A 6,497-nucleotide genomic window follows, 5' to 3' on the forward strand; every position below is an offset into this window, starting at 1 on the left:
TTATAGAAAGTAGGTGATTTTGATGAAAAAAGTGCTAGTATTTGCCGGAACAACAGAAGGGCGTGAACTTGCTGAATTGCTTGCTGATTCGAATATTAAATGCAGTGTATGTGTTGCAACTGATTATGCTCTTGAGCTTATGAACGATAAACGTCTTGATGTGCATTGCGGCCGCCTTACAGAAGAAGAGATGGAAGTGCTTATGAGAGATGGAAAATTTGATGTGGTAGTTGATGCTACACATCCGTATGCACAGATCGTATCGCAAAATGTCCGTCAGGCAGCAGATAAGGAGTCTATTTCACTTATTCGTCTGCGCCGCAGCACAGAGAGTGCAGAGGAAGGCTTTGTATCATTTAAGACACATGAAGAATGCAGCGCGTGGCTGTCGTTTCAGACAGGAAATATTTTACTTACGACAGGAAGTAAGGATTTGGGCAGCTATGCAAAAAATGAAACAATTAAGAATCACCTTTTTGTGCGTGTGCTTCCTGGAGAAGAAAGCATTCGTCTATGTACGGCAAATGGCATTACTGGACGTCAGATCATTGCAATGCAGGGACCGTTTTCTGCGCAGATGAATGAATGTATTTTAAGGGAATATTCAATTGACTGGATGGTGACAAAGATAAGTGGTCATGCAGGCGGATTTGAGGAAAAGGTTGAGGCAGCTAAAAAGGCTGGTGTCGGGGTTTGTGCTATTTTGCCGCCTTTAGAAAATGTGTGTCAGACAGAAATACCGGGCGATGAAAGAAAGTCATCTATGTACATATGTGAAAATGTATATGATACAGCAAAAAAGCTAGAGTTACTTTTAAAGGAAGATATTTTATCAAAACGAAGCCGAAAAATAATTCTTTCTGGAATAGGAATGGGAAATACAGATGGAATGACAAGAGAGGCTTATCATGCCTTTGAGGAGGCAGAGATTATATTTGGTGCAGAAAGAATGCTTGAAAATTTGCCAGGCAAAGGTATAAAAGTGCCTTATTATCGCGCGGATGATATTATTTCATATTTAATTGAACATCCACAGTACACGAAGGTGGCAGCTGCCTTTTCCGGCGACAGCGGTTTTTACAGTGGTGCACAGTCGATGAAAAAGGCACTTGAAGAAGCAAATGAAAAAGGTATCTTAAAATCAGAGACAACGATTTTGCCAGGGATTTCATCTGTGAGCGCACTTGCAGCACGTTTGGGAGTTTCATGGAATGATGCAGTTCTTGCAAGTATTCATGGAAGGCGTACAAATGTTGTAAATCTTGTGCGAAAGAATACTAAGGTATTTTTATTGTTGTCTGGGAAAAATGATTTTGAAATGCTTGTAAATAAATTTCGAGAAGCTGGGATAAATCATGTAAAAATTAGTGCAGGTTATCGTCTTTCATATCCAGATGAAAAGCTCTTTATGTTTTATCTTGATGAATTTGAGACAAAGCTTTTTGATTTGCCAGAAGGAGTATATACATGTTTAATTGAAAATGAAGACTGCGAGGAGCAAATATTGACACCAGGAATTGATGATGAGATTTTTTCACGCACTAAGGTACCTATGACAAAAAATGAAGTTCGCGTGCTTAGTATAAGTCGTCTTGAGCTGACAAAAAATGCTGTCGTTTATGATGTGGGAAGCGGAACTGGCTCAGTCAGTATAGAGTGTGCAAGATTGTCTCCTGATATTTTTGTATTTGCAATTGAACAAAAAGAAGAGGCTGCAAATTTAACAAAAGAAAATGCTGTTCGTTTTGGTCTTTCAGATCAGATCGTGGTAATTAATAAAAAGGCACCTGAAGGATTTGAAGAGCTTCCGACACCGACTCATGTATTTATAGGCGGAAGCAGCGGCGCGCTAAGTGATATTTTGTCTGCTATTCAAAAAAAGTTAATAGTAAAAGAAAATACAAAAGGAAAAACAGACAAAGCTAGTAAAGGAGTGCGTGTCGTAATCAATGCTGTGTCGCTTGAAACAATTGCGCAGATTACAAAATTGATTCAGACGTATCCGGTTAAGCATGTGCAGCTGACTCAGATTCAGGCAAGCAGAGCGCATAAGCTTGGATCATACAATTTAATGCAGGCACAAAATCCAGTATTGATTGCATCATTTAATCTGCTGCCAGGTGATAAGATGGAAGCAGATGAATAAAATTGTGAGGAAATAGTTACATGGAAAATACAAAAAAAGATGTGCAGCATGAAAAAATAGCAAAAAAGGGGGCGCGTATTATGATTGCAGCGCCCCAAAGTGGGAGTGGAAAGACATTAATTACATGTGCATTGCTGCAGGCGCTTAAGGAGAAAAATTATCATTTAGAGTCTTTTAAGTGCGGACCAGATTATATTGATCCAATGTTTCATAAGACAGTTCTTGGAATTTCCTCAAGAAATCTCGATCCGTTTTTTACAGAAGACAGCATAACGAGAATGCTTCTTTCTAAGGGACAGGACAGCCGTGATCTGGCAGTAATAGAAGGTGTTATGGGACTTTATGATGGTCTTGGTGGGATTCGCGAGGAAGCTTCATCATATGCACTTGCAAAAGCAACTAATACACCGATTTTACTGACTGTAAATGCAAGGGGGATGGGACGTTCACTTTTGGCGCTTTTAAGTGGTTTTCTCCAATATGATACAGCTCATCTTATAAAGGGAGTAATTCTTAATCAGACACCATCATCTTTTGCATCAGTGCTGGCAAAGGAAATTGAGGAAACTTTCCATATTCCTGTAGTTGCATCTTTTCCTGTTAGAGATGATGTGAGAATTGAAAGCCGTCATCTTGGTCTTGTTATGCCGTATGAGCTAGAAGATATTCAAAGTAGATTAAAGATTGCTTCACAAGTCCTTTGCGAAAATGCCAATATTGAACAGATTCTTGAGATTGCAAAGAGCGCACCCAAATTAGAGTATGATGTAGAGAGTGACATTAAACATAAAATTACAGAAAAAACAATTCGAATAGGTGTGGCAAGAGATGAAGCATTTTGTTTTTATTATGAAGATAATCTGGATCTGTTAAAATCACTTGGAGCAAAGCTTATATTCTTTTCTCCTCTTCATGATGATACGCTGCCGAAAGATTTAGATGGAATACTGTTTGGCGGAGGTTATCCAGAGCTGTATTTAAAAGAACTGGAAGAAAATGAAAGCATGAGAAATTCCGTAAAATCAGCTATTGAAAATAAAATGCCGTCACTGGCTGAATGCGGAGGGTTTATGTATCTTCATGATACAATTTTTGATTCAGAGAAAAAACCATATAAAATGGCAGGAGTGATACATGCATGCTGTATGAAAAAAGAGCGGCTTGTGCGTTTCGGATATCTTACATTAAACTCAAAGACAGACAGCTTTTTGAAAAAAGGAGAAACAATACGCGGTCATGAGTTTCATTATTATGACAGCGAGGATAATGGTGAATGTGCTATTGCAAAAAAGCCTGTTGGAACAAAAAGTTGGGAGTGTGTTCATGCAGGAAGTGATCACTGGTGGGGTTTTGCGCATCTGTCATATTATTCAAATCCAAAGTTTGCCGAAAAATTTGCAGAGGCCTGCCGCAGCTATAAAATAAATAAGATAGCAGAAAAGAAATGAGATAAAAGATACCAAAAAATAAATATTAAAACAAAAACGCACAGCCATGAAGAGTAAAATCATGACTGTGCCCAACTGATACCCACGAATTGCTCCGTTGCTATGCAACTTTCGCAATTCTAAAAACATTCGGATTCGCTGATTTTCTTTGAAAATCGCTGCATCCTCATGTTTTTGCGGGTCTCAAGCTCAAAGCCTTTAGTGCAAGCACGAAAGGCTTTTGGAGCTTTTGACCCTGGTATCATAATGTTTTATACTCTCTTGTTACACCGCTCTTTTTTGCAGCCTCTGCGACAGCAGCAGCGACAGTCTGTGCAACAACCGGGTTAAATGCTTCTGGGATGATATAATCTGCGCGAATCTGATCATCTGGGATGATAGATGCAATAGCCGTTGCAGCAGCAAACTTCATCTCGTCGTTAATTTCCTTTGCGTGAACATCAAATGTACCGCGGAAGATTCCTGGAAATGCCAGTACATTATTGATCTGGTTTGGATAATCACTTCTTCCAGTAGCAACAACAGCAGCACCGCCAGCCTTAGCATCTTTTGGATCAATTTCTGGAGTTGGATTAGCACACGCAAATACAATAGCCTGTGGTGCCATAGTCTGAACCATTTCCTTTGTCAGAACACCAGGAGCGCTTACACCAACAAATACATCTGCACCGCGAACAGCATCTGCTAAGCTGCCCTGTAAATGCTTTTTATTAGTGATCTTTGCCATTTCCTCTTTAACTGGATTCATACCCTTTTCACGTCCCTCATAGATGATTCCGGTACGGTCACACAGGGTAATATCAGCAAAGCCGTAGGAAATTAACAGCTTGGAGATGGCAATAGCAGCGGCACCAGCACCGTTTACAACGATATGAGTTTCCTCTGGCTTTCTGCCCGTGAGCTTGCATGCGTTAATCAGACCTGCAAGAGTGACAACAGCAGTTCCGTGCTGGTCATCATGGAAGATCGGGATATCGCAGCGCTCCTTTAACTTCTTTTCAATCTCAAAGCAGCGCGGAGCAGAGATATCCTCCAGATTAACACCGCCGAAGCTTCCAGAAATAAGTGCAACAGTATTTACGATTTCATCAACATCCTTGCTCTTAATGCATAATGGGAACGCGTCTACATTACCGAATGCCTTAAACAGTACACACTTTCCTTCCATAACCGGCATACCAGCCTCAGGACCAATATCGCCAAGTCCTAAAACAGCAGTACCATCTGTGACAACAAGACAGGTATTCCAGCGGCGTGTCAGACAGAAGGAAAGTTCAGGATCTTTCTGAATAGCAAGACAAGGTGTAGCAACACCAGGTGTATATGCAAGGGAAAGGTCCTCGCTTGTTTTAACCGGAACGGTAGGAACGATTTCAATTTTACCACGTTTTTCATAGTGCATATGGAGACTTCTCTCTCCATAATCATGTGTGTTAGCCATGAAAAAAAACCTCCTTAGAATGATGTGCAATAATAAGATACCAGGGTCAAAAGCTCCAAATGAGCAATTAGTGGATATCATAGTAAATTGCATGTAATATTAAAATAACATTGAATGAGAGATAAGTCAATTAGAAACGGTTGGAAGTAAATGAGAAGATGTATCGTTACAATTCACACGTCATGCTACGAAAGCCCTTCGATGTAATGGTTTCGTCGCCGGACCAAACTCCGCAGGCTCATTTTATGTTTTTTCTTATTATAAATTACTTTGAAAGACCTGCTCCAAGTGTCCGGCTCGTGAAAGCCATTTACCTTCGGGCTATATTGTAAATATTGGGCGTCCCGTGAATTGTAACGATGTATATCGCGAAGTTCACACGTCATGTTACGAAAGCCCTCAGGTGTAATGGTTTCGTCAGCAGTAATACATCTCACCCATACAATTTACTTGCATAAACAAAAATTTGCTAGTATAATTGGAAAAGATAAAATTAACAAGGCAAAAGCAAAGAAATCTGTAAGCATAGGAGGTGGAGCTTGTGGCGATAACGCGAGAAAACATTGCTCATTTTTATGAAAAATATAAGGAAAATTTAAAGACAGAGGAAAGCGTCATCGAGCAGTTCACAAAGGCAGATACAAAGGAAAATTGGGTTGCTAATTTAAAGAAGAAATATCGCTCTATGAGACAGCTGTACATTGAAAATGAAGCACTGTTAAACTTGTATATACGCCCCTTTACAGAAGGAAGAATGGAGCTGAATGATGAGCTTGCAGATGAATTTCTAAAGCAGATTCGTGATGCATCAGCGCAAGGGTATGAAGACAGTCTTTCTATGCTGGAGCTTGCAGAGGTTTTGGAGCAATATTTTCTTAAGCATGGCAAGCGTGACAATTATATTTGGACGATTAATCTGTTGGGAGGCATTCATAATGCCATGCCAGATAGACAGGACGGAGAAAAGGCAGCCTGGTATTTTCAAAAGCTTCGTTCTTTTAAGGACTGTTATTTCGAGATTGAAAATGACGATGTCAGTTCTTTTTGGGAGAAATCAGCTGTACAGAGTTTCTTGAGGGCTACAAAGCATTTTGTGATTATGCAATTGCACATGATACAATGGAGCATGAAGATGGATTTACGGAGAGTCGTTTGTTTCAGGTTGCTATCAATCACCTTCCAAGTATTATAGATATTTTAAATCAATATGAGGCTGAATATCATGGCGATCCAGGTCTTAGAAAGAGCTGTGTGGACGAATATTTAAAAATGATTCGTCAGATTCCGCGAACAGGAAATTCTAATTTTTTGACATACTCCCACGGTTAAAACCGTGGAATTCCTTAACTAGTTCCGGCAGCATCATTCAGTCTTATAGACTGAATTATAGCCACTGTGTTCAGGATTTATGCTGATGGGATTTCATACGTCGTGTACTACTTTCTCAGCAAAAGACCTATGC

Annotated in this window: 4 protein-coding genes; 3 read left to right on the forward strand and 1 reads right to left on the reverse strand. The window is 39.8% G+C overall.

Translation table 11 applies throughout. From position 1 onward, the window contains the following. The first annotated feature begins 22 nt into the window (after positions 1 to 22). Together cobK and LKD48_RS13070 are read left to right on the forward strand one after the other, a co-directional pair. Entirely contained in the window at positions 23 to 2,146 is a 2,124-nt protein-coding gene (gene cobK, locus LKD48_RS13065; RefSeq protein ID WP_308732224.1) for a precorrin-6A reductase, read from the forward strand. Between the two features lie 20 nt (positions 2,147 to 2,166). Then, positions 2,167 to 3,594, forward strand: coding sequence for a cobyrinic acid a,c-diamide synthase CobB (locus tag LKD48_RS13070; RefSeq protein WP_308732225.1), 1,428 nt, complete (start codon positions 2,167 to 2,169; stop codon positions 3,592 to 3,594). A gap of 241 nt (positions 3,595 to 3,835) precedes the next feature. Here LKD48_RS13070 and LKD48_RS13075 read toward each other — a convergent pair whose 3' ends face one another. After that, positions 3,836 to 5,035, reverse strand: coding sequence for an NAD(P)-dependent malic enzyme (locus LKD48_RS13075; protein WP_066560557.1), 1,200 nt, complete (start codon positions 5,033 to 5,035; stop codon positions 3,836 to 3,838). Positions 5,036 to 5,576: 541 nt separating this feature from the next. On the opposite strand from LKD48_RS13075, the gene LKD48_RS13080 reads away from it, so the two are divergent. Next, positions 5,577 to 6,227, forward strand: coding sequence for a hypothetical protein (locus LKD48_RS13080; protein ID WP_066560559.1), 651 nt, complete (start codon positions 5,577 to 5,579; stop codon positions 6,225 to 6,227). Positions 6,228 to 6,497 lie beyond the last annotated feature (270 nt).

The sequence above is a fragment of the Anthropogastromicrobium aceti genome, from assembly GCF_020687335.1.
Taxonomy (GTDB): domain Bacteria; phylum Bacillota; class Clostridia; order Lachnospirales; family Lachnospiraceae; genus Anthropogastromicrobium; species Anthropogastromicrobium aceti.

Bases quoted from the DNA above. Each gene is read 5' to 3' on its own strand.
- cobK (WP_308732224.1), top strand. From the start codon at position 23: ATGAAAAAAGTGCTAGTATTTGCCGGAACAACAGAAGGGCGTGAACTT.
- LKD48_RS13070 (WP_308732225.1), top strand. From the start codon at position 2,167: ATGGAAAATACAAAAAAAGATGTGCAGCATGAAAAAATAGCAAAAAAG.
- LKD48_RS13075 (WP_066560557.1), bottom strand. From the start codon at position 5,035: ATGGCTAACACACATGATTATGGAGAGAGAAGTCTCCATATGCACTAT.